Here is a 22213-nt window from a genome sequence, read left to right as displayed (position 1 = left end):
GCGGTATGGATGATCGCATCGACGTGGGCGCTCTGCGCCTGCAGCGCGCCCGCGACATTGGCGAAGTCTTCGGCCTTGGCCGTGGCGAGGTCGAGCGGAAGGATTGAGGGCTCCGGATGACCGGCCGCGACAATCTCGTCGTAGAGGGCCTCGAGCTTGCGCACAACGCGGCCGTGGAGGACGACCGTCGCGCCGCGCGCCGCGCAGGCGAGCGAAAGGGTGCGGCCCAGGCCCCCCGCGGCGCCGGTGATCACGATCACGCGGTCGTCGAGCCGCGATTCGAATACGGTGTCGGGAGCGGGCAGAGGCATCGCGGCGGTGTAGGAGCGCGGCACGATGATAGCCGAAGGCTCCGAGCGCGCAGCGCCTCGTGCCCGCCTGCCACGAGGCGCTGCGATGGTTTACGAAGGAGGGGTGCGCACCCTATAATTCACGATTCGCTGTGGGGCTATAGCTCAGCTGGGAGAGCGCTTGCATGGCATGCAAGAGGTCAGCGGTTCGATCCCGCTTACCTCCACCAGCGACAAGTTGTGCAATAAGAAGAATAGGCTGTAGTATCGACAGGTTACTGTCCCCATCGTCTAGAGGCCTAGGACACCGCCCTTTCACGGCGATAACCGGGGTTCGAATCCCCGTGGGGACGCCAAATTAAAACGCCACGCACTCGCGTGGCGTTTTTCTTTTTCGGCATACTTTTTCGCAATGCACATGCTTCGGCATCATTCCGCCGGCGACCAGCGCGCCAGTTCATGCAAGAATGCGGCTGTGCAGCGATCGAATCCAATCATCCCAAATGTCCCTCAACAATAACCAGGCAAGGTCCCTGGCCCTATTCTGCAAGGTCGTGGACAACTATGGCGACGCCGGTATCTGCTGGCGCCTGGCAAGGCAACTGCATCACGAGCATGGAATCGCCGTCACCTTGTGGATCGACGATTTGCAGACCTTGCGACGGATCTGTCCGGATGCGGCGATCGCTGCTGACGTCCAGCAGCTTGACGGCGTGACGGTCCGCCACTGGCGCAATCAGGACGGCGTATTTTCAACTGCTGATATCGCCGATATTGTCATTGAGTTTTTTGGCTGCGACATCCCGCCGGGATACATCGTCGCCATGGCAGAGTGCAATCCGCGTCCGGTATGGCTGAATCTGGAAGGCCTGAGCGCCGAAGAGTGGGTTGAAGGTTGTCATGCCTTGCCTTCACCGCATCCGCGCATGCCGTTGACGAAATATTTTTTCTTTCCCGGTTTCACGAGTAAAACGGGCGGCTTGCTGCATGAGTCTTCACTGGAAGCGCAGCGTGAGCAGTTTCAATCGGATCAAGTGGCCATGACGGCTTTTCTCGCGCAGTTTGGAGTGACGCCGGGAGAAATGTCTTCCTTGAAGCTGTCCTTGTTCTGTTATCCGCATGCGCCGGTTTCGGCCCTGTTCGATGCATGGCAGTTCGGTGATACGGCAATCACTTGCCTGGTGCCCGAAGGCGTTGCGGTCGAGGCGGTTCAAGCATTTCTTGGTGCGGAGGCGAGATCGGGAGCAGCGCAAACGCGCGGTGCGCTTACGGTGCGCGTCTTGCCTTTTGTTCCGCAAGCGGATTACGACAAGCTGCTGTGGGCATGTGACCTCAATTTCGTGCGCGGCGAGGATTCCTTCGTTCGAGCGCAATGGGCGGGCAAGCCTTTCGTCTGGCATATCTATCCGCAAGACGAAAATTTGCATCACAAGAAATTGCGTGCATTCTTGCAGCGTTATTCAGCCGATATTGAAAGTCTGAATACATTCTCGCTACGCTGGAACGGTGCAACTGTGGAAAATGAAAGCGATCAGGCCGGCTGGCGCGAGCTCTGGACAAAATTTCAGGCCGATATGCCAAGACTGACGTCACGATCGAATGAATGGCGGCAGAAAATGCTCGCAAATGGCGATCTGACATCCAATTTGCTGAAATTTGCCGCATCAATCCGGTCAGAAACTGCGGAAAACGAGGTATAATGCGCGGTTAATTTTTAGCGCTTGATTTCAATCAAGCGTGAGCTTCCGGCGCCGTCTGCCACGAGGCGACTGATGATTTTCATGCAACTTATTTTTTACGTATATTCCTTATGAAACCTGCAAAAGAAATTCGTGTTGGCAACATCATTATGGTTGACGGCAAGCCTTTTATCGTTCTGCGTTCCGACGTCAACGGTTCGAGCCGCACGGGCTTCACCTACAAATGGAAGATGAAAAATCTTCTGACGAACGCGCCTTTGGAAAACGTGTTCCGCGGTGACGACAAGTTTGACGTCGTTGTTCTCGACAAAAAACCGGTGACTTTCTCGTATTTCGCCGATCCGCTGTATGTATTCATGGACGAAGAATACAACCAGTACGAAATCGAAGAAGAAAACCTGGGTGATGCGCTGCATTACCTGAAAGACGGCATGGAATGCGAAGCGGTGTTTTATGACGGCAAGGCGATTTCCGTCGAATTGCCGATCACGATCGCACGCGAGGTGGTGTACTCCGAGCCGGCCGTCAAGGGCAATACTTCGGGCAACGTGCTGAAAGAAGCCAGGATTGAAAATGCCATCGAGGCACATCGTCACACGGTTCAAGTCCCCTTGTTTGTCAGCCAGGGCGACGTGATCGAAATTGATACACGCACCAACGAGTACAAGCGGGTAGTTCGCAACTAAATTGCCTGGGCTCATAAAAACGCTGCCACAGCGGGCAGCGTTTTTCCCAGCCGCAAAAGAGCGCTGTCAGGATGTCCGACAGCGCTTTTTTTATGCGCCAGGAGCCATGATCGATCGGGCCTGGTTCCGGCGCTGCGCTGACATCTATGCATTCGTACCTTGCCGGTATACACTGGCGGCTGTTTGCCGGGTTGCCGCGGAGAATTCATCCGCATTCGTCGACGAGAGAAGGAAGGGGAAATGAAGCGACTGTCATTGATTGCCGCGCTGACCGTATCGGTCCTGACAACCGCGTGCTCGATTGTGCCGAAAAGCCTCGGCGGCACGGCGACTTACTTTGAACCTGAGATGCAGCCCGTGCCGCGTACGAAGGTCGCGCGCAACCCCGACCTGCCGGAAGACCAGATCAGTATCCGCGATGCCGAAGGCAATGCGGTGGTGCAGAAAGTCGCGTTCCGCTCGGGCGTGTCATCTGCAACCGTCGAACGCCTGGCGAAGAGCTATGGCTGCACCGGTCGCGCAGGTGCGGCGCTGATTACCGCCAAAGGTCCAGTGGAAGTGTATCGGCTTCAATGCGACACCGGAGCAAGTTTTCTGGCGCAATGCGAATTGCGCCAGTGCCGGCGCATGAACTGAAAAACAAAAGCCCCTTCCCGGAATGGAAAGGGGCTTGCCGAGGATGTAAATGCAGACGGGTGCTTATTCGTCCTTGGCGACTTGCAGTACCAGTTTACCGAAGTTCTTCCCTTCGAACAGCATCAGCAGCGCTTCCGGAAACTTTTCGATTCCGCCCTCGACGATGTCTTCGCGTGTCTTGAAGCTGCCTTCCTTCATCCACTTCGCCATTTCCGCTGCCGCAAGGTGATAGCGATCGGCGTAGTCGAAAACCACGATGCCTTCCATGCGCGCACGGTTCACCAGCAGCGACAGATAATTGGCCGGGCCCTTGACCGGGGTCGTGTTGTTGTATTGCGAGATTGCCCCGCAAATGATGATCCGTGCCTTCATGTTGATCCGCGTGAGCACATCATCAAGGATCTCGCCGCCGACGTTATCGAAATAGACGTCGACGCCTTTCGGGCAATGCTTCTTCAAACCGTCGCGCACCGATTCGTTCTTGTAGTCGATGCAGGCATCGAAGCCAAGTTCATTGACCACGAAATCGCATTTGTCCTTGCCACCGGCGATGCCGACCACGCGGCAGCCTTTTTGCTTCGCGACCTGGCCAACCGTCTGGCCGACCGCGCCGGCTGCGCCGGAAACCACGACGGTTTCACCCGCCTTGGGCTGACCCACGTCGAGCAGGCCGAAATAGGCGGTCATGCCCGGCATGCCGAGCGCATTCAGATACTTCGGCAAGGGCGCGGCTTTCGGATCGACCTTGTAAAACGCGGCGGTCTTGTCGTCGGCCGGACCTGCCCAGAATTGCTGGACGCCGATGCCGCCGGAGACATAGTCGCCAACCGCGAATTTCGGCGACTTGGAAGCGACCACCTTGCCGATGCCGCCGGCGCGCATCACTTCATCGATGCCCACGGGGCGGATATACGATTTGCCTTCATTCATCCATCCACGCATTGCCGGGTCAAGCGACAGGTAAAGCGTCTTGACAATTATTTCGCCGTCCGCAATGTCGCGCACCGGCTCCGAGGCGAATTTCCAGTCGCTTTGCTTCGGCATGCCGACCGGGCGAGCAGCCAGTCGGACCTGTTGGTTTGTCATCGTCATTTCTTGTCTCCATCTGAGGTTAGGTCGGCTAACTATACATGAAATTGAACGGTCGTGCTTTTTCTGGAAAAGTGTAACAGATCAAAACAAAGCCGGAACTTTCCATCTGGCATGCGGACCAAGTGGGGAGCCGCGACATTGCCGCGACTCAAGAGGTGGGGAGATTGCTTCCTGCAGCGCAAACGCAAGTTAAGTGTTGCCTCGTTTTCGATGCGATGGGAATGCTCGACGCGTTTCCATGACATCGCAAAAGTCACGTTCTAACTACGCACATCATTTTCAGGAGATCACATGCTTCGTTCCGAAACGCTTTTTGGCAAGCGCGAAACCAACACGCCAAATTCCCCCCTCCATACCTCCAGCGGCATTGTTCCGACCGGTACGTCTGGTTTCAACAAATCCGTTCCGCCCGTCGGCGGCACTTCGAACAATGCAGACACCACGTCCAGCACGAATGAGGGCGGCAGCAAGCTGATCGTCGGACCGAATATCAAGCTCAAGGGCGTTGAAATCACCGATTGCGACACCTTGGTCGTCGAAGGTCGTGTCGAAGCCACGATCGATTCGCGCGTGATCCAGATCGCCGAGCGCGGTGCGTTCAAGGGCTCCGCCGAAATCGACATCGCCGAAATCCACGGTGAATTCGACGGTGAACTGACCGTGCGCCAGAAGTTGGTGATCTATTCGACCGGCAAGGTCTCGGGCAAGGTCCGCTACGGCAAGGTCGTCATTGAAGAAGGCGGTCAACTGTCGGGCGACATCCAGGTCGGTACGGCCAGCAGCGCCAAGAGCAGCCTGTCCGTCGCCAAAGTAGGCTAAGCGTCCAGCGCACGCCTTGGGAATGAAATAGCAAGAAAGCTGCGAATTGCCACTGCTTGGAGTAACCGCGCTGCCAACTTCGCACAAATAACAGCCCGCCGCCTGCGGCCGCTGGCGGCAATCAGGAAGCGCCTCCGTGGCGCTTCAGCTAACCCGGATCACGTACTGCGTATCCGGGTTTTTGTTTTACTGCGATGAGGCGTGCGACAATAGCTCTTCGTACTCTTCACAATCCATCATGACGTATCCGGAATATATTCTTACCTTGTCCTGTCCCGACCACCGCGGCATCGTCCACCGCGTTTCGGGCTTTCTTGCCGAGCATGGTTGCAATATCATCGACTCCGCCCAGTTCGGCGACGCGCAGTCGCGCTTGTTCTTCATGCGGGTGCATTTCGCCGCCGAAGACCCGGCGGTGAGCGATGTGCAACTGCGGGCGGATTTCGCCGCGGTCGCGCGCGAACTGGGGATGAATGCGCAACTGAACGACGCGCGCAAGAAGCCGCGCATGATGTTGATGGTGTCGAAGATCGGCCACTGTCTGAACGACTTGCTGTTCCGTTACAAGAGTGGCTTGCTCCCGGTGGAGATTCCCGCGATTGTATCGAACCATACCGATTTTTATCAGCTCTCCGCGAGTTACAACATTCCGTTCCACCATTTGCCGCTGGCGACCGGGGCGTCGCCGGAAGCCAAGCGCGCGCAGGAAGAGCGCATCCTTGAAATCGTGAAGGCCAACGATATCGATCTGGTGGTGCTGGCGCGCTACATGCAAATACTGTCTCCCGAAATGTGCGAAGCATTAAGGGGCAAGGCAATCAACATCCATCATTCCTTCCTGCCGAGCTTCAAGGGCGCGAAGCCCTATTACCAGGCGCATGATCGCGGCGTGAAGCTGATTGGTGCGACGGCGCACTTTGTGACCGGCGATCTGGACGAAGGGCCGATCATCGAGCAAGACGTCGAGCGCGTGGATCATGCGATGGAACCGGACACGCTCACAGCAATCGGGCGCGATGTGGAGTGTGTGGTGCTGGCGCGTGCGGTGAAGTGGTTTGTCGAGCACCGTATACTGTTGAACGGGCACAAGACGGTCGTATTCAAATAAGTCGGCTGACGATTTTTCTTTCATGCGCAGCGGCATCCGCCGCTGCCGGCATTGCACCGCTGCTCAGGCCAGCACGCGCTTGAGCCATGCGCTGATGTCGTCGATTTCTTCGCCGCAGACCGAATGCTCGATCGGGTACTCGTGCCATTCCAGCCTGTAGCCCAGCGCAAGCAACATGTCGCGCGACTTCTCTGCACGGTCGATTGGAACAATAGGGTCATGACGGCCATGTGCCATGAAGATTGGGGTCTCGTGATTGGCGCCATGCCGTTCGGCGGGCAGGGTGGCATGGAGCGGCAAATAGCCGGACAGACACAGCAGGCCGGCGAGCTTCTCCGGATGTCGCAAACCGGTCTGCAAGGTCATTGCGCTTCCTTGTGAAAAACCGGCGAGGATGATGCGGCTGGCTGGAATGCCGCGCGATTTCTCCTGTGCGATCAGATGCTCCACCATTGTCTGCGATTTGCGCAAGCCGGCTTCATCCTCGCGCTGCGCCAGATCCATGCCCAGGATGTCGTACCAGGCACGCATCATGTAGCCATTGTTGATGGTTACCGGCATGACCGGCGCGTGTGGAAACACGAACCGGATCGGCGGACAGCCTGTCAGGTCGAGTTCATGCACGATCGGTACAAAATCGTTGCCATCGGCGCCCAGACCATGCAGCCAGATGATGGAAACGCGCGGATCGGGCGCGGTTTCGAGTTCGATGGTGTCGAGCGGCTTGTGCGTCATGGTCAGTCTTGGCGATGCGCGTCTTGCTTCGGACGTATAGCTGATTTCGGGCGGAACGCCTTGCAAACTGCTTCGTTCGTTTCGATATACGGTCCGCCGATGAGGTCGATGCAGTAGGGTACGGCGGCAAAAATGCCGGACACCACCTGCTTGCCATCGGCATCCTTCAGTCCTTCCAGTGTTTCCTTGATCGATTTCGGCTGACCCGGCAGGTTCATGATGAGCGCCGCGTGGTCCGGCGCTTCGCGGATAACGGCGGCCTGCCGCGACAGAATGGCTGTCGGCACGAATTTCAGGCTGATCTGGCGCATCTGTTCGCCAAAGCCGGGCATTTCCCTGGTGCCGACCGCAAGCGTCGCCTCGGGCGTGACATCGCGGCGTGCGGGGCCGGTACCGCCGGTGGTGAGCACCAGGTCGCAGCCGATATCGTCCACCAGTTCGATCAGGGTCTTTTCGATCAGCGCGCGCTCATCAGGAATCAGGCGCGTCTCCATCTTCCAGCCGCTCGTCACAGCGGCAGTGAGCCAGTCGCGCAAGGCGGGTATGCCCTGATCCTCGTAGGTGCCGCTGGAGGCGCGGTCCGAGATCGAGACGAGGCCGACGAGGAGTTCGTCCGGATTAGTCTTCTTCGGCTTCGTCATGGTGTTCTGCCGCTGGCGTGGATGGTGACGATTTCAGTTGCTTCAGAATCTGGAAGATTTCGCGGTAGGCCTTGGGCGGCTTGTTTTCAGCCTGCTCCTTGCGCGCGTTGCGAATCAGGGCGCGCATCTGCTGCACGTCGACTTCCGGGTACTGCTCCTTCAGTTCGGTCAGTGCCTTGTCGTCGGCCAGCAGTTTTTCGCGTCGGCGTTCGAGTGCATGCATTGCCGCCGTTTCCGCCTTCGACGCGCCTTTCCAGCTATCGAGGACTCTCTGGATGGCTGCGACTTCGTCTTCCTCGAGCAAGCGCATCTTCTTGCCGACATACTGCATCTGGCGACGGCGTCCTTCATGGTCCTTGATCTTTTGACATTCAAGGATGGCATCGCGCACGTCTTCCGGCATCGGCACGCGCATGACGCGATCCTTTGGTTGCGACACCAGTTCTTCTCCCAGCTCCTGCAGCGCGGTCATTTCGCGCTTGAGTTGGGATTTCGACGGACGATCGTACTGCTGTTCAAACTCGCTCGACTTGAAGCCGACCGCACCTCTGTTGGGATTAACCATGATGAATCAAAGCCATTCTGTAAACGACTGTTATGATAACTGTTTTAATCGACTTCCCAAAAAAACAAGCTCATGAGCAACCCAGTATTTACCCATAGCCAGGACCAGTTGAGGCAACTCGCGCAGGATGTGCTGCGTTTCGCGAAGGAAAAAGGCGCAACCCACGCCGCCGTTGAAATCAGCGAAGGCAATGGCCTGGCAGTGACTGTGCGCAAAGGCAAGATCGAGACCATCGAGCAGAACAAAGACAAGGGTATCGGCGTCACCGTCTATATGGGAGAGGATCGCCATATCCGGCGCGGCGACGCCAGCACCTCCGATTTTTCGCAACGATCCTTGCAGGACACGGTCGAGGCTGCGTATAACATCGCTCGCTTCACGGCGGAAGACGATTGTGCCGGCTTGCCGGACGCAGGCATGCTCGAAATGAATCCGCGTGATTTGCAGTTGTGCTACCCGTGGCTGATTTCCACGGAAGAGGCCGTCGAGATTGCACAGCGTTGCGAAGCAGCGGCTTTTGCCGTCGACAAGCGCATCACGAATAGCGAAGGCGCCAGCGTCTACGCGCAGCAATCGCATTTCGTTGCCGCCAACACGCGCGGCTTCATGGGTGGATATCCGTATTCGCGGCACACGATTTCGGTTGCGCCGATCGCGGGCAAGGGCGGCAACATGCAGCGCGACGACTGGTACTCGTCGACACGCGACCCGAAGAAACTGTCGAAACCGGAGGACATCGGTCGTTATGCGGCCGAGCGCGCATTGGCGCGACTGAACGGGCGCAAGCTCGACACGCGCAAATGCGCCGTCCTGTTCGAAGCACCGCTGGCGGCGGGATTGCTCGGCTCGTTCGTGCAGGCGATCTCCGGCGGCGCCTTGTACCGGAAATCCAGCTTTCTTCTCGATTCGCTCGGCAAGCAGGTTTTCTCGCCGCACATCCAGATCGTGGAAGATCCGCACGTCATCGGCGCGGTCGGCTCGTCGCCGTTCGATGAAGAGGGCGTCAAGACCGCTCGGCGCGATGTGGTGAAGGACGGCGTGGTGCAAGGTTATTTTCTGTCCACCTATTCCGCTCGCAAGCTCGGAATGAAAACCACGGGCAATGCCGGTGGCTCGCATAATCTTTCGCTGGTTTCCAGTCTCACGCAACCGACCGACAACTTCAAGCAGATGTTGAAGAAGCTCGACACCGGCCTGCTGGTGACGGAGTTGATGGGGCAGGGCGTCAACTATGTGACTGGCGATTATTCCCGTGGCGCATCGGGTTATTGGGTGGAAAAAGGTGTGATCCAGTACCCGGTCGAGGAAATCACGATCGCCGGCAATCTGAAGGAGATGTTCCTGCAGATTGCCGCCATTGGTGCTGATACCCTGATTCGGGGCACCAAGGAGACCGGCTCGATCCTGATCGAGAACATGACGGTTGCCGGCAACTGATCGTTCAAGTCCTGGCCCGGTTTCGGGTCGAAGGTCTCTTTCGTGAGACCGCCATCGGCCGGCACAGCGATGTCGTGCCTCAGGCGGTCTTGTTGCCGGGCAGCGAGGGGACTTCAAGCTGGTCGAGAACGTCTTCCGGCGATTCGGCTTCTTCCAAGTCTTCGCTGTTCAAGTGCTGCTGCATCTTTGCCGAGTCGAGGTCGCCGGTCCACTTGCCGACGACCAGTGTCGCCACTCCGTTGCCGATCAGGTTGGTCAGTGCCCGGGCTTCCGACATGAAGCGGTCGATACCGAGGATCAGCGCGAGGCCCGCAACCGGCACTCCGCCTACCGCGGACAGGGTGGCTGCGAGAACGATGAATCCGCTGCCCGTCACGCCGGCGGCGCCTTTCGATGTGAGCAGCAGTATTGCCAGCAGGGTGATCTGCTGAAGCAAGGTCATCGGCGTATCGGTCGCTTGCGCGATAAAGACGGCAGCCATCGTCAGGTAAATCGAGGTGCCGTCCAGGTTGAAGGAATATCCAGTCGGAATCACAAGGCCGACCACCGACTTCTTTACACCCAGATTTTCCATCTTCGCCATCATGCGCGGCAAAACGGATTCGGAAGAGGAAGTGCCAAGCACAATGAACAATTCTTCCTTGATGTACTTGATGAATTTCCAGATGCTGAATCCATGGATCAGTGCAATGGTGCCGAGCACGATGAAGATGAAGACCAGGCAGGTCAAATAGAACGTCGCCATCAGCTTGCCCAGAGAGAGAAGGCTGCCGACGCCATACTTGCCGATGGTGAATGCCATGGCGCCAAAGGCGCCGAGCGGTGCGACCTTCATGATGATGCCGACGATGCCGAACAGCACATGGGAAATCTTTTCGACAAAATCGAACACCAGCGTGCCGCATCCGCCGAACTTGTGCAGGGCGAAACCGAACAGAACGGAAATCAACAGCACCTGAAGGATGTCGCCTTTCGCGAATGCATCCACCATGCTGCTTGGAATGATGGCGAGCAGGAATTCCGTGGTCGATTGCATCTTGCCCGGAGCGGTGTAGGCAGCAATGCCCTTGGTATCGAGCGAATGCGGATCGACATGCATGCCGGCCCCTGGCTGCACCAGGTTGACGATCAGCAGGCCGACAATCAGCGCAATGGAACTGACGACTTCAAAGTAGAGCAGGGCGAGTCCACCGGTTTTGCCGACCTTCTTCATGTCCTCCATGCCGGCAATGCCGATCACGACGGTGCAGAAGATGATCGGGGCGATGATCATCTTGATCAATTTGATGAAGCCATCCCCGAGAGGCTTCATCTCGGCGCCGAGCGAGGGGTAAAAGTGTCCGAGCAGTACGCCGGCGATGATCGCTGTCAAGACCTGTGCGTAGAGTGATTTGTAGATCGGCTTGTTTCGCATGTGGCTTCTCCAAGAGTTACGCCTCGCTCCTCGCACGGGATATGGGCGATGGCATTGGTGGCGCGCACTGTGAGCCTAGGCGCGAAGCGTGAGGCGAGGCAATCCGCAGGCGATGGAGCGGCATTGTGCTTGTGCCGGCCGCGGGGCTCAATTGTGGACATACGCAGGCAACGAGAGAAAGTCTCTTTGCTTTGTTTGATTTCCGATATGGACTTGCGTTCGAAAAGGTGGGATTCGGGACAGAAGCTGCGCGGATGGAGGCGGTGCCGTTTACTTGAGCGGCGTTGCCAGCAGAGCTGAGCGAAGTTCGCAGTCGGACGATTTCTGATGGTGGTGGGCGAAATGCTTGGTGGTGGTGTCGGCGTTATTCCTACGTATTATTACCTAAGCACTCATACCCGGATTTGTGATTAAGATTGCTTATGGCAAGGACAAGCTTCTAGAATTGTGCAATATTAAAAGCTTGCTGTATTCGAGCTGCGATTAAACAAAACCATGCTTGATACAAGAGGAGACAGAGTGGGATGTCGTTTGTTCATCAATAATCCGGCGACCGGCAGAGCGATCGTGGTTTCGGTCACGCCGTCGATGAAGCAGTCCCGATATCCTGTTGAAGGTCTCATTGATGCAAGATACGTAGCACCGATTCACAATGCCATGCAGTTGATGCGGCGGTGGATCGCAGTTTGCCAAAGTAATTGAAATTGCCCGCAGCGCACAGGTGCTGCGGGCAATTTCTTTTTTTGGTGCCAGGAGGAACCGGACTTTCAATGGGAAACGGCATGGACCGGCTCATTGTCCAAGTTCCGACTGCCGTTGTCCTGCCAAGATGTCGGTTCAGGAGACCAAGTTGAGTTAATGCTGCATGTTGCAGCGTGTTGAATCAACAGCGCGCTGGTTTGTGCAGAAGTTTTCGGTGCTTTATTTCAACAGGAGAAAAAATGGAACGTCGTTCCTTTCTAAAAAAAGCGGCTGTAGGCGCATCGGTTGGAGCAATTGCCGCACCCGCACTGGCGCAATCGCAACCTACGATCAACTGGCGCCTGGCGTCGAGCTTTCCCAAGTCTCTTGACACGCTGTTCGGCACAGCCGAAGTCTTCAGCAAACGCGTATCGCAACTGACCGGCGGCAAGTTCAATATCCGCGTCTTCGCCGGCGGCGAGATCGTGCCGGCGCTGCAAGTGGTGGACGCCGTCCAGAACGGCACTGTCGAAATGGGACACACTGCGCCGTACTACTACTTCGGCAAGGATCCGACCTTTGCGTTCGACTGCGCAGTTCCTTTCGGCATGAACTCGCGTCAGCAGACGGCGTGGTACGAGCAGGGCGGCGGCAAGCAATTGCTGCGCGAGTTCTACAAGGACTACGGGATCATGAATTTCCTGGGCGGGAATACCGGTGCGCAAATGGGCGGCTGGTTCCGCAAGGAGATCAAGACTGTCAATGACATCAAGGGCCTGAAGATGCGCATCAGCGCATTTGCCGGCAAGGTGTTGCAGCCGCTCGGACTCGTTCCCCAGCAACTGGCAGGCGCCGACATTTATCCTGCACTGGAAAAGGGTTCGCTCGACGCAGTCGAATGGACGACACCCTACGACGACGAGAAACTTGGCTTCTACAAGGTCGCTCCGTATTACTACGCGCCGGGTTGGTGGGAAGCGGGCGCACAGCTTGCCTTGTACGTGGGCATCAAGGAATGGGAAAAGCTGCCGAAGGATTATCAGTACGCGATCGAGGCAGCCTCTTATGAGGCGCATGTCTACATGCAGGCTGAGTACGATGCGAAGAACCCGGCGGCGCTGGCGCGTCTGATCAAGAACGGTGCCAAGCTCCGCTTCTTCTCGAAAGAGATCATGGAAGCTTCCTACAAGGCGGCGGTGGCAACCATGGAGGAAGAAGCTTCGAAGAACGCCAAGTTCAAGAAGATCTATGAGCCGTACAAGCGCTTCCAGCGCGATCAGAACCAATGGTTCTCCGTCGCCGAAGCGCCGATGCAGAACTTCATGAGCACTCACAAGTAAAAGACAGGAAGTCATTCAGAGAGGTCCGATGCGCAGACGTGCTGCGGCCTTCTCTGACGCAAAGGCATTTGACGGACGGGCGGGACACCATTTGTTGCAGCAGGACGCTTGAATTCTTTTCAGCAAAAGGCATCCGCCGAACACCAGGCTTGATCGGTAAAAGCATGGCGCCTCGCCTGAAACCGGCATGTTGCCTTCGCAAGGCTTGCAGGAGACATCAATAATTTTCACCTGTGAGCTTTTATCACTCGGTTTCTGCTGTATAGCGGCAGTTATTTGCGTTGCATGGGCATTGCCTGACTCATACAATTTGGCTCGCAATACACCTTGTGCAAAACCCATTGCACAAGGGCCCAGCAACAATTTTTTGATGTTGTTTAATCCGGAGGAGACAAAATGGAACGTCGTTCGTTTCTGAAGAAGGCAGCGGTTGGCGCGTCGGTCGGCGCGATAGCGGCGCCTGCACTGGCTCAGACCCAGCCAACCATCAACTGGCGCCTGGCGTCGAGCTTCCCGAAAACGCTGGACACGGTTTTCGGCGCTGCTGAAGTTTTCAGCAAGCGCGTATCGCAACTGACTGGCGGCAAATTCAATATTCGGGTCTTCGCGGGCGGCGAAATTGTTCCGGCACTCCAGGTGATGGATGCGGTGCAAGCCGGCACCATTGAAATGGGCCACACCGCGCCGTACTACTTCTTCGGCAAGGATCCGACCTTCGCATTCGATTGCGCAGTCCCGTTCGGAATGAATTCGCGCCAACAGACCGCATGGTACGAGCAAGGCGGCGGCAAACAATTGCTGCGCGACTTTTACAAGGATTACGGCATCATCAACTTCATCGGCGGCAACAGCGGCGCGCAGATGGGTGGCTGGTTCCGCAAGGAGATCAAGAGCCTGAACGACATCAAGGGCCTCAAGATGCGTATCGGCGGCTACGGCGGCCGCGTCATGCAGAAGCTTGGCCTCGTACCGCAGCAGATCGCCGCCGGCGATATCTACCCAGCGCTGGAAAAGGGCACGATCGACGCAGCAGAGTGGATCGGTCCTTACGACGATGAACGCCTCGGCCTGTACAAGGTGGCCCCGCACTACTACGCACCGGGCTGGTGGGAGCCGAGCACGCAGTTCTCCTTCTATGTCGGCATCAAGGAATGGGAAAAGCTGCCGAAGGAATACCAGGCCGCGATCGAGGCAGCTTCCTATGAAGCGCATGTCTACATGCAGGCCGAGTACGATGCAAAGAATCCGGCCGCGCTCGCACGCCTGCTCCGCAATGGCGTAAAACTGCACAGCTTCTCGAAGGAAATCATGGAAGCCTGCTTCAAGGCCACCAATGAGGTGAACGAAGAAGAAGCCAGCAAGAATGCGAAGTTCAAGAAGATCTATGAACCGTGGAAGCGTTTCCGCCAGGACCAGAATCAATGGTTCTCGGTGGCTGAAGCAACCATGCAGAACTTCATGATCACTCACAAGTAATCAGGTAGCAGCAGTTTCAAGCAAACTCAGTAGTGTCCCTTGATCCGCAGTGCGCAAGCACTGCGGATTTTTTTTGCCTGCGCTCCGGATACCGGCCGCGTGAATCGAGATTGCTAAAACGGATGATTGTCTGCTCCAAAAACAGTTTTCCAGTCAGTAAATTTTCACGTTGCAGTAAATGTATTCAAGAAATACAATTTGCCGGGCGTAAGCCACCTTGTTACACAACAATAAGGCGTGTTTCCGTCAAGTCGTAAAGACTTTTCATACCTATATCCAGGAGACATATACATGCAACGTCGTTCCTTTCTCAAGAAGGCTGCAGTCGGCGCATCGGCTACTGCCATTGCGGCACCGGCACTCGCACAATCCCAACCCACCATTAATTGGCGATTGGCGTCGAGCTTCCCGAAATCCCTCGACACGATCTTTGGCGCTGCGGAGACTTTCAGCCGTCGCGTCTCGGCAATGACCAACGGCAAGTTCAATATTCGCGTTTTCGCCGGCGGCGAAATCGTGCCGGCGCTGCAAGTGATGGATGCGGTACAGGCGGGCACGGTGGAAATGGGACATACGGCGTCGTATTACTATTTTGGCAAGGACCCGACCTTCGCGTTCGATTGCGCCGTCCCGTTCGGGCTGAACTCGCGCCAGCAGACCGCGTGGTTCGATCAGGGTGGCGGCCGCGAACTGTTGCGTTCCTATTTCAAGGATTACGGCATTGTGAACTTCTTGGGCGGTAACACCGGTACGCAGATGGGTGGCTGGTTCCGCAAGGAAGTCAAGACGGTGCAAGACCTGAACGGCCTCAAGATGCGCATCGGCGGCTTCGCTGGCAAAGTGATGCAGCACCTCGGCCTGGTTCCGCAGCAAATCGCTGGTGGCGATATCTATCCGGCGCTGGAAAAGGGAACGATCGATGCGGCCGAATGGGTCGGACCGTACGACGATGAAAAGCTCGGCTTCTTCAAGGTCGCGCCATATTATTATTCGCCGGGTTGGTGGGAAGCCGGTCCGCAACTGTCCTTCTATGTCGGCATCAAGGAATGGGAAAAACTGCCCAAGGATTATCAGGCAGCGCTTGAGGCCGCGACTTTCGAGGCACATGTCGTGATGCAGGCGGAATACGACGCACGCAATCCGGCCGCGCTGGCACGCTTGCTCAAGAACGGCGTCAAGCTACAAACCTTCTCCAAGGAAGTCATGGATGCCTGCTACAAGGCTGCGCATGACGTGATGGAAGAAGAGGCTTCCAAAAATGCGAAGTTCAAGAAGATCTACGAACCTTGGAAACGCTTCCGCCAGGATCAGACGCAATGGTTCTCGGTGGCCGAAGCAAGCATGCAAAATTACATGATCAACCGTGCAAGGTCGGGCGGCTGAGGCGGAACTCTCTACGCAAACATCAACCCGCAGCGCGCAAGCCCTGCGGGTTTTTTATTGCCCAATTCGGAAGACAGCACCGGACAAGAGTCTTCGGGCCGACAAGCCATAAAAAAACCCCGCAGGAATATCCGTGCGGGGTTTCGAGCGGGAAGAGCCGATTACTTCTTGTCTGCGTCCGACGAGAAGTTCAACTGCGGCGTCTCGTCTGCCTTCGTGTCGCTGTCCGTCGAGAAGTTCAACTGCGGCGCATCGCTGCTCTGGCCGCCGGTCGGAATATCGATCTTCAGTTCGATCTGTTCCTTCATGTCGGTCTTTTTGCCGATCGACACGACTTGCGGGAACATGATGATCAGCGCAACCATGATGATCTGGATCAGCACGAACGGGATCGCCCCCCAATAGATGTCGGACGTCTTGACCTCTTTCGGCGCCACTGAACGCAGATAGAACAGTGCGAAACCGAACGGCGGGTGCATGAAGGAAGTCTGCATGTTCACGCCAAGCAGCACGCCGAACCAGATCAGGTCGATACCCAGCTTGTCGGCGACAGGTCCGACCAGCGGTACCAGGATGAATGCAAGTTCAAAGAAGTCCAGGAAGAAGGCCAGTCCGAAGAACAGCAGGTTGACCACGATGAGGAAGCCGGTCGTGCCGCCCGGCAGCGAGGTCAACAGATGCTCGACCCACAGGTCGCCATTCACCGCACGGAACACCAGGCTGAATACGCTGGAGCCGATCAGGATGAACACCACGAAGCAGGACAGGCGCGTCGTCGAATCCATTGCTTGTTTCATCAAGGACCAGGACAGGCGACGGTTCATCATTGCCAGGACCAGCGCACCGAATGCGCCCATGCCGCCGCCTTCGGTCGGTGTTGCGATACCGACAAAAATCGTACCAAGCACCAGGAAAATCAGCGCCAGCGGAGGAATCAGGACGAACACGACTTGTTCGGCCATGCGCGACAGCAGGCCCAGCTTGAGCTTGCGATTGAGCAGCGCCAGGACGAATGCACCCGCAATACCGACGGAAGCAGCAAAGATGCCGACTTCATCGCTCGGCGCATTGGGATGGCCTGCGCCGTAGTATGAGCCGAATGCATACGATCCGGCGACCGCCAGGACAATCAAGGCCAACAGCGAAACCACGCCGCTGCGACCATTGGGTTCACGCAGATTGCGCGCTTCCGGCGGAAGCGCCGGCACAGCGTGCGGCTTGAAGATCGACACGGCGAGCACGTAGCCGGCATACATTGCCGTCAGCAACAGACCGGGTACGAACGCTGCCTTGTACATGTCGCCCACGGAGCGGCCCAGCTGGTCGGCCATCACGATCAGCACCAGCGAAGGCGGAATGATCTGCGCCAGCGTGCCGGATGCGGCAATCACGCCCGAGGCCAGCTTCTTGTCGTAGCCATAGCGCAGCATGACCGGCAGGGAAATCAGACCCATCGAGATCACCGAAGCGGCAACCACGCCCGTGGTTGCCGCCAGCAATGCGCCGACAAAAACCACTGCGTAAGCAACGCCGCCACGGATAGGCCCGAACAGCTGACCGATCGTATCGAGCAAGTCTTCCGCCATGCCCGAGCGTTCGAGGATCAGGCCCATGAAGGTAAAGAACGGAATTGCCAGCAGCGTATCGTTGGCCATGATGCCGAAAATACGGTTCGGCAAGGCCTGCAGCAACTCGGGCTTCAGCAGGCCGAACTCGATTCCCATGAAGCCGAAGAACAAACCGTTCGCGGCCAGGGAAAACGCTACCGGAAAACCGGATAGCAGGAACACCACAAGCGCGGCAAACATCACCGGCGCCATATTCGCAATCAGGAACTGCTCCATTATTTTTTCTCCGCCGATCAGTTAAGTTTGTTTGCTGCCTTGATCGCCTCGATTTCTTCTTCCGGCGTTGCGGCGTGCTTTTCAAATGCGCTGGCATCTACCTTGCCCTGCAGGTAGCCAATGCGCTTGATGAGCTCGGAGATACCTTGCATGGTCAACTGGAAGAAGCCGATCGGGATCAGGAGCTTGGCAGGCCAGACGATCAGGCCGCCGGCGTTGCTGGAGACTTCCTGGTTTTCAATGGAGAGCAATGCGTACGGGACAGCGTAATAGAGGATGATGATCGACATCGGCAACAGGAAAATCAGGAAGCCGAGCAGGTCGATCCATACTTGCGTGCGTTTGGAGAGGTGGCCGGCGATCACGTCGATGCGGACGTGTTCGTTGCGGCGCAGCGTATACGAGGTCGCGAGAAGGAAAATCGCTGAAAACAGATACCACTGAATTTCAAGCCATGCGTTCGAGCTGGTGTTGAACGAATACCGGACGAGTGCGTTGCCCGTGCAGATCAGGACGGAGAGAAGGAGAGCCCAGCTGACGCCGAGTCCGATTTTCTCATTGATTGTGTCAATGAGCCTCGATAACGAGAGTAAGAAAGACATGGTTGTGTCTCCAATTATGAAAAAAATCAGTGGTCCGGGGCGCTTGATTTTTATTTGCGGCCGGTTCCCCCGCAGAGTGGGGCTGTTCATGGTTCGGGGGGAGTATATGACATTTCAACTTGCAAGCGAATAGTTCCCCGAGAGGGGACATATTCTTTTCATGTTGCGACGCAATAGGTGCGTGTTTTTTTCATCTAAACAGCGATGTTTAGGTGTCAATGCGTAAGTACTAACACGTACTGCATTCGTTTTCTGAACAGGGCGACTGTCGCAGTCGCGTGGGAGCGGGAGGAGTTGCGTGCATCAACCATCGTGTCATTGAATCGATGCGGATTGATGCATGCCGAGAAGTGTACGCGCTTCTTTTGAATCGTGCTGACGGCAGCATAAAACTCGCTTCAGCAGTGCCGCCGACGCAATGCGCGCGCGCCGGCGGCACGTCTTCATTCTTGGCCCAGTTGCGCACGCCAACGCGCAATCGCTGCACGGACCTGATCCGGCGCTGTGCCGCCGATGTGATTGCGAGCCGCGACCGATCCTTCCAGCGTAAGCACGTCGAAGACATCGGCTTCAATCAGTTGCGAGAATGCGCGCATCTCGTCCAGCGACAGGTCGGTGAGATCGCAACCGCGCTGTTCACAGGTGCGCACGGCACGCGCCACTGCTTCATGGGCATCGCGGAACGGCAAGCCCTTCTTGACCAGGTAATCGGCCAGGTCGGTTGCTGTCGCGTAGCCTTGCAATGCTGCCGCGCGCATGGCCTCCGGCTTGACGGTAATGCCGCGCGCCATGTCGGCGAAAATGCGCAGCGTGTCCGTGACAGTGTCGACCGTATCGAACAAGGGTTCCTTGTCTTCCTGGTTGTCCTTGTTGTAGGCGAGCGGCTGGCCCTTCATCAGCGTCAGCAGACCGATCAGATGGCCGTTCACGCGGCCGGTTTTGCCGCGCGCGAGTTCGGGCACATCCGGGTTCTTCTTTTGCGGCATGATTGACGAGCCGGTGCAGAAGCGGTCGGCGATATCGATGAAGCCGACGCGCGGACTCATCCAGATCACCAGCTCTTCCGACATGCGCGACACGTGGGTCATGACCAATGCGGCTGCCGCGCAGAATTCAATGGCGAAGTCGCGATCCGACACTGCGTCCAGCGAGTTGCGGCACACTTCGTCGAAGCCGAGTGTTTTTGCGACCCGTTCGCGGTCGATCGGAAAGGTCGTTCCGGCCAGGGCGGCCGCGCCCAGCGGCAGCCGGTTGACGCGCTTGCGGCAATCGATCATGCGCTCGGCATCGCGGCTGAACATTTCCACATAGGCCAGCATGTGGTGGCCGAAGGTGATCGGCTGTGCCACTTGCATGTGCGTGAAGCCGGGGAGGATGGTGCCGGCATGCTGTTCGGCGAGATCCAGCAGCGACAGACGCAGCTCGCGCAGGAGGCCTCCGATATCGTCGATCGCCGAACGCATGTACAGGCGAATGTCGGTCGCCACCTGATCGTTGCGCGAACGGCCGGTGTGCAGTCGCTTGCCCGCGTCGCCGACCAGTTCGGTCAGGCGCTTTTCGATATTCAAATGAACGTCTTCCAGGTCCAGCAGCCATTCGAATTTTCCCGACGCGATCTCGGACTGGATCTGTGCCATGCCGCGCTGGATGTCCGCATGGTCCTGCGCGCTGATGATGCCCTGGTGCGCCAGCATTTCGGCGTGGGCAAGGGAGCCCTGGATATCGGCGTCGGCCATGCGCTTGTCGAAGAACACCGACGCGGTGTAACGTTTGACAAGATCGGAGACGGGTTCGGAAAAACGGGCCGACCAGGCCTCGCTTTTTTTGGAGAGTTGTGCTGTCATAATCGGATTCCGGTGAATATGTGATTATAAAACAAGCCTTGCCTATGCCGTTATCTATCGCTTCCGTCAAGGCCGACCGCCCGACCGAGATTCTCATTCCGGACTGTTGCAACATTGGCGTGGTGTTTCGTACGCTGCTCGGCGTCAACGCGGCAGTGCTCGCAGGCATACTCATCCAGGCCAGCAACTGGCAGCGGGGCATGCTGGAATTTGTCGAAGCGTCAATGATGGTCGAATTGGCATGCCTTTGGTCCTTGTTCGCCTTGTGCGGATTGCGCCGCATGGTTCCCCGCTCCGGCGCGACGGAAGCGCTGTGGCGCTGGACTCAGCGCGCCGCCTGCTGGGTCGTGCCGGCCGCAGTCACGGCGACCGTTGTCTACATGTTCTCGACGGTGGACTGGCTGATGAGCGGATTTGCCAGCCTGACCGTCCTGAAAGGAGCCATCGCCGCCGCACTCCTCGGAGGCCTGTTCCAGCATTATTTCGAGCTGCGCACGCGGGCGCATTCACCGGCGCTGGTGGAGGCGCGCTTGCAGGCGCTGCAGGCACGCATTCGGCCGCATTTCCTGTTCAATAGCCTGAACGCGGTGTTGTCGCTGATCCGCTCCGAACCGCGTCGCGCGGAAACCACACTGGAAGACCTGGCGGATTTGTTTCGAGTATTGATGAGCGACCCGCGCAACATGACTACGCTCGAGAATGAAATTCGGCTGTGCAAGCAGTACTTGTCGATCGAGAAAATCCGCTTGGGCGAACGTTTGCAAGTGACATGGGATACCGGCAACATCGGCGAGGAGGTGCTGCACAAGGCGCAAATTCCCGTCCTGCTGCTGCAACCCTTGCTTGAAAACGCGGTGCACTACGGGGTGGAGCCGGCGATGGAAGCGTCTCCGGTCAGGATTCAGGTCAGCCGGTCCATCGATCGCATCGAAATTGTTGTTGTGAATACATTTCATGAACAAGCACCCGCAGGAATGGGCAATCACATGGCGCTGGAAAACATTCGCGAACGACTGGCATTGTTGTACGACGTCGAGGCACAACTGACGACGACAATCGTGCGTGGTTTCTTCGAGGTGCGCTTGCGCTTTCCTTATGTGAAGGGGAGTGCATGAAACCGCGCCTCTTCATTGTTGACGACGAGGCTCCGGCGCGTTCGCGGCTCAAGACCTTGCTGTCGGACATTGCGGAAGAGTGCCCGCACGAACTTGCGGGCGAGGCGAGCAGTCCGCAAGCAGCGCTGGACGGTATCGCCGACGCCCGGCCGGATATTGTTCTGCTCGACGTGCAAATGCCCGGCATGACCGGAATCGAACTGGCCTCGCACCTCATCCGAAATGCTGCGCCATCGCCGACGGTGATCTTCGTAACCGCCTTCGATGAATTCGCGGTGAAAGCATTCGAGGTGCACGCGCTGGACTATCTCCTGAAGCCGGTGCGCGCGTCGCGTCTGGCGGACGCCATCCGGCGCGCCGGTGCAATGCGCGCGCAATCCTCAACGCAGGCAGAGGCGATTACAGACGCCGGGAAGACCCTCCAATCGGCACGTCAGCACTTTTCCGTGCAGGAGCGCGGCCGCCTGCTCCTGGTGCCGGTCAGTGACGTCCTTTATCTCAAGGCGGAATTGAAATACGTGACCTTGCGCACCAGGGCCCAGGACTATCTGATCGAAGAATCGCTCACCTCGATCGAAGAAGAGTTCAGGAACATCTTTGTGCGCGTGCATCGCAATGCGCTGGTCGCCCGCAACGCCATTCTCGGCGTCGAACGGGGAGTGCAGGCCATCGACAGTGACAGCGAGCCGGACAAGGTGCATGAATCGTGGCAGGTAATTCTGCGCGATGTCGATGAGCGGCTGCCGATTTCGCGGCGGCAATGGCCAGTGGTCAAGGCGCTGGTTCGGTAAGTTCGTGAAAAAAA

At 57.3% G+C, this 22213-nt stretch carries 20 protein-coding genes and 2 tRNA genes; 13 read left to right on the top strand and 9 right to left on the bottom strand.

Translation table 11 applies throughout. The features are described from left to right. The coding region (locus VJ651_RS19120; protein ID WP_414691361.1) for an SDR family NAD(P)-dependent oxidoreductase at positions 1-335 on the bottom strand (335 nt) is incomplete at its 3' end. Between the two features lie 109 nt (positions 336-444). Here VJ651_RS19120 and VJ651_RS19115 point away from each other — a divergent pair. From VJ651_RS19115 to VJ651_RS19095, 5 genes are all read left to right on the top strand, one after another. Further along, a tRNA-Ala gene (locus tag VJ651_RS19115) sits at positions 445-520 on the top strand. Between the two features lie 50 nt (positions 521-570). Continuing rightward, positions 571-646 (top strand) — tRNA-Glu (locus VJ651_RS19110). Between the two features lie 147 nt (positions 647-793). Then, complete coding sequence (gene earP, locus VJ651_RS19105) at positions 794-1990, top strand: elongation factor P maturation arginine rhamnosyltransferase EarP (RefSeq protein WP_324108966.1); 1197 nt, start codon at positions 794-796, stop codon at positions 1988-1990. A gap of 110 nt (positions 1991-2100) precedes the next feature. Further along, entirely contained in the window at positions 2101-2676 is a 576-nt protein-coding gene (locus VJ651_RS19100) for an elongation factor P (protein WP_136419364.1), read from the top strand. Positions 2677-2916: 240 nt separating this feature from the next. Next, complete coding sequence (locus tag VJ651_RS19095; RefSeq protein WP_324108965.1) at positions 2917-3312, top strand: hypothetical protein; 396 nt, start codon at positions 2917-2919, stop codon at positions 3310-3312. 63 nt (positions 3313-3375) lie between these two features. On the opposite strand, the gene VJ651_RS19090 is transcribed toward VJ651_RS19095, so the two are convergent. After that, a complete protein-coding gene (locus VJ651_RS19090) occupies positions 3376-4398 on the bottom strand; it encodes an NADP-dependent oxidoreductase (protein ID WP_414691362.1) in 1023 nt (340 codons plus the stop codon). 297 nt (positions 4399-4695) lie between these two features. Between VJ651_RS19090 and VJ651_RS19085 the strand changes: the two genes are divergently transcribed. Both VJ651_RS19085 and purU read left to right on the top strand, forming a co-directional pair. Next, on the top strand, positions 4696-5223 hold the full coding sequence (locus VJ651_RS19085) for a bactofilin family protein (protein ID WP_136419359.1): 528 nt from the start codon (positions 4696-4698) through the stop codon (positions 5221-5223). A 238-nt stretch (positions 5224-5461) separates the two neighbouring features. Continuing rightward, entirely contained in the window at positions 5462-6331 is an 870-nt protein-coding gene (purU, locus tag VJ651_RS19080) for a formyltetrahydrofolate deformylase (RefSeq protein WP_324108963.1), read from the top strand. A 63-nt stretch (positions 6332-6394) separates the two neighbouring features. Here purU and VJ651_RS19075 read toward each other — a convergent pair whose 3' ends face one another. Genes VJ651_RS19075 through yjgA form a run of 3 tightly spaced genes read right to left on the bottom strand, consistent with a single transcriptional unit; the run spans position 6395 to position 8272 of the window. Continuing rightward, entirely contained in the window at positions 6395-7066 is a 672-nt protein-coding gene (locus VJ651_RS19075; RefSeq protein WP_324108962.1) for an alpha/beta hydrolase, read from the bottom strand. A gap of 2 nt (positions 7067-7068) precedes the next feature. Next, positions 7069-7707, bottom strand: coding sequence for a molybdopterin adenylyltransferase (gene mog, locus VJ651_RS19070; protein WP_324108961.1), 639 nt, complete (start codon positions 7705-7707; stop codon positions 7069-7071). Further along, positions 7685-8272 (bottom strand): ribosome biogenesis factor YjgA, encoded by a 588-nt coding sequence (gene yjgA, locus VJ651_RS19065; RefSeq protein WP_324108960.1) that lies wholly within the window; start codon positions 8270-8272, stop codon positions 7685-7687. The genes mog and yjgA overlap by 23 nt, the downstream gene beginning before the upstream one ends. A gap of 72 nt (positions 8273-8344) precedes the next feature. On the opposite strand from yjgA, the gene pmbA reads away from it, so the two are divergent. Next, complete coding sequence (pmbA, locus tag VJ651_RS19060) at positions 8345-9709, top strand: metalloprotease PmbA (protein ID WP_324108959.1); 1365 nt, start codon at positions 8345-8347, stop codon at positions 9707-9709. A gap of 79 nt (positions 9710-9788) precedes the next feature. On the opposite strand, the gene VJ651_RS19055 is transcribed toward pmbA, so the two are convergent. Continuing rightward, entirely contained in the window at positions 9789-11123 is a 1335-nt protein-coding gene (locus VJ651_RS19055; RefSeq protein WP_324108958.1) for a dicarboxylate/amino acid:cation symporter, read from the bottom strand. A gap of 941 nt (positions 11124-12064) precedes the next feature. On the opposite strand from VJ651_RS19055, the gene VJ651_RS19050 reads away from it, so the two are divergent. The 3 genes from VJ651_RS19050 (at position 12065) to VJ651_RS19040 (ending at position 16003) form a co-directional block, all read left to right on the top strand. Continuing rightward, positions 12065-13144 (top strand): TRAP transporter substrate-binding protein, encoded by a 1080-nt coding sequence (locus tag VJ651_RS19050; protein ID WP_324108957.1) that lies wholly within the window; start codon positions 12065-12067, stop codon positions 13142-13144. 396 nt (positions 13145-13540) lie between these two features. Then, positions 13541-14620, top strand: a complete 1080-nt coding sequence (locus VJ651_RS19045; RefSeq protein WP_324108956.1) for a TRAP transporter substrate-binding protein — start codon at positions 13541-13543, stop codon at positions 14618-14620. Positions 14621-14911: 291 nt separating this feature from the next. Beyond that, positions 14912-16003, top strand: a complete 1092-nt coding sequence (locus VJ651_RS19040) for a TRAP transporter substrate-binding protein (RefSeq protein ID WP_324108955.1) — start codon at positions 14912-14914, stop codon at positions 16001-16003. Between the two features lie 161 nt (positions 16004-16164). Here VJ651_RS19040 and VJ651_RS19035 read toward each other — a convergent pair whose 3' ends face one another. The 3 genes from VJ651_RS19035 to argH all read right to left on the bottom strand — a co-directional run bounded on the left by VJ651_RS19035 (position 16165) and on the right by argH (position 20293). Further along, positions 16165-17847, bottom strand: coding sequence for a TRAP transporter large permease subunit (locus VJ651_RS19035; RefSeq protein WP_324108954.1), 1683 nt, complete (start codon positions 17845-17847; stop codon positions 16165-16167). A 17-nt stretch (positions 17848-17864) separates the two neighbouring features. Beyond that, positions 17865-18449 (bottom strand): TRAP transporter small permease subunit, encoded by a 585-nt coding sequence (locus tag VJ651_RS19030; RefSeq protein WP_324108967.1) that lies wholly within the window; start codon positions 18447-18449, stop codon positions 17865-17867. A gap of 443 nt (positions 18450-18892) precedes the next feature. Then, on the bottom strand, positions 18893-20293 hold the full coding sequence (gene argH, locus VJ651_RS19025; RefSeq protein ID WP_324108953.1) for an argininosuccinate lyase: 1401 nt from the start codon (positions 20291-20293) through the stop codon (positions 18893-18895). A 44-nt stretch (positions 20294-20337) separates the two neighbouring features. Between argH and VJ651_RS19020 the strand changes: the two genes are divergently transcribed. After that, the gene (locus VJ651_RS19020; RefSeq protein ID WP_324108952.1) at positions 20338-21408 is read left to right on the top strand and encodes a histidine kinase; all 1071 of its coding nucleotides are present in this window, start codon (positions 20338-20340) and stop codon (positions 21406-21408) included. Further along, complete coding sequence (locus VJ651_RS19015; RefSeq protein WP_324108951.1) at positions 21405-22199, top strand: LytTR family DNA-binding domain-containing protein; 795 nt, start codon at positions 21405-21407, stop codon at positions 22197-22199. The genes VJ651_RS19020 and VJ651_RS19015 overlap by 4 nt, the downstream gene beginning before the upstream one ends. Positions 22200-22213: the final 14 nt, after the last annotated feature.

The sequence above is a fragment of the Noviherbaspirillum sp. genome (assembly GCF_035254865.1).
Classification (GTDB): domain Bacteria; phylum Pseudomonadota; class Gammaproteobacteria; order Burkholderiales; family Burkholderiaceae_D; genus Noviherbaspirillum.
Note: the sequence above shows the minus strand (reverse complement) of the source record. Positions and strands in the feature narration are given on the sequence as shown.